This is a genomic window from Pseudomonas sp. JE3303, from assembly GCF_056312565.1.
This window is the reverse complement of sequence record NZ_JBWGIF010000038.1, coordinates 1-1,481: the sequence shown is the minus strand read 5'-3', so window position 1 is coordinate 1,481 and position 1,481 is coordinate 1. Positions and strand designations below refer to the sequence as shown.

1 pseudogene is annotated in these 1,481 nt (G+C 64.1%); it reads left to right on the top strand.

Annotation, left to right across the window (positions count from 1 at the left end):
- Nucleotides 1–1,481, top strand: a pseudogene (locus AC0ZZU_RS23975) (sugar-binding protein); the annotation flags it as partial.

The following is a 1,481-nucleotide window of genomic DNA, read 5'->3' as shown; positions in this document are numbered from 1 at the left end:
AACTTCATGAGTTTCCTGCGCAATGGCGTTGATCCGCGCACGGGACAATATACCGTGGCCATCGACTTGCCCGAACTCCAGGCCAATGACCTGCAAGGCCCTGCGTTCAAGCTGGCGCTGAACTACAACCCGCTCAATACACTGGACTCAGGCTTTGGCCTGGGCTGGAACCTGCAACTGTCGCAATACACCCCGCACAACCAGGTGCTTTCCCTGAGCACCGGCGAAGCCTTCAAGGTCACCGGCAGCCGCACCACCGCCCTGGGCGAGGAGCTGCTGATGAAGGAGAAGAAGATCGACAGCTTCCACCTGTACAAGCTCGACGGTCACGAAGGTCCTGGCAGCCGCTTTCGCGTGGTCCACCGCACCGGCCAGGTGGAAATCCTCGAGATCATGGGTAGCGCCGACAATCGCGTCGCCTTGCCCGTGCAAGTCTTCAACGCCACCGGCCATTCGCTGCGCCTGAGCTACCAGCCCTTCGCCAACCGTTTCACCCGCCTCGCTTCGATCAGTGACGACAGCCGCCAGTTACTGCTGATCGAGCGTGACGATGCACGGGTCGTTATCCGCTTCAACCCCGGCCAGGGCAGCGACGGCGAGGCGCTCGCGCGGTTCGACATGGTCCTGGAGGATGTCGAGCGGCGGGTCGCGCGCCTCGAGCTGCCCACCGCCAACAAGGCCAGCTGGCGCTTCAGGTACCGCAAGGTGCTCGATCACTACTGCCTCGAACAGGTGCAGACCCCCACGGGCGCCAGCGAGCACCTGCACTACAACGACGGCGGCCACGTGTTCCCGACGGCCAGCGGCCGTGCCGCGCTGCCCCGGGTGACCCGGCACCTGACCTACCCAGGCCTTGGCCAGCCCGTCATGGACGTACGCTACACCTACCCGGATGCCAGAAACTTCCTGGGCAATACGTTGCCGATCCAGTGGGACGATGACGGCCTGGACAACCTGTACAAGTACATTGGCGACTATCGCTACGGCTCGGTGGAAAGCCTGTGGGTCACCGAACGCATCGACGGTACGGACAAGGAACGTGAGGTGCGCCGCATCGAGCGAAGCTTCAACCAGTTCCACCTGCTGACCGAGGAAAAGACCACCCAGGGCAATAACGTCCAGACCATCACCACCGGCTATCACCTCACCCCGGCCGTGCCCTTCGAGCAGCAGGTCAGCTACTGCCAACTGCCCGCCACGGTCACCACCCGCTGGGCATTGCTCGACGATGCTACCCAGAGCCGGGTCGAAACCGTTGCCAGCACCTACGACACCCACGGCAACCTGCTGACCCAGACCCAGGCCAACGGTGTGGTCGAAACCAGCACCTGGTACCCGGCCAGCGGTGCCGACGGCTGCCCGCCCGACCCGGAAGGCTTTGTCCGCCACCTCAAGGACAAGACCGTCACGCCATCGCCGGCGGGCAAGGGCGCCGCGCCTGTCCTCGTCCAGCGCTATCGCTACGTCAGCCTGCCTGCGCT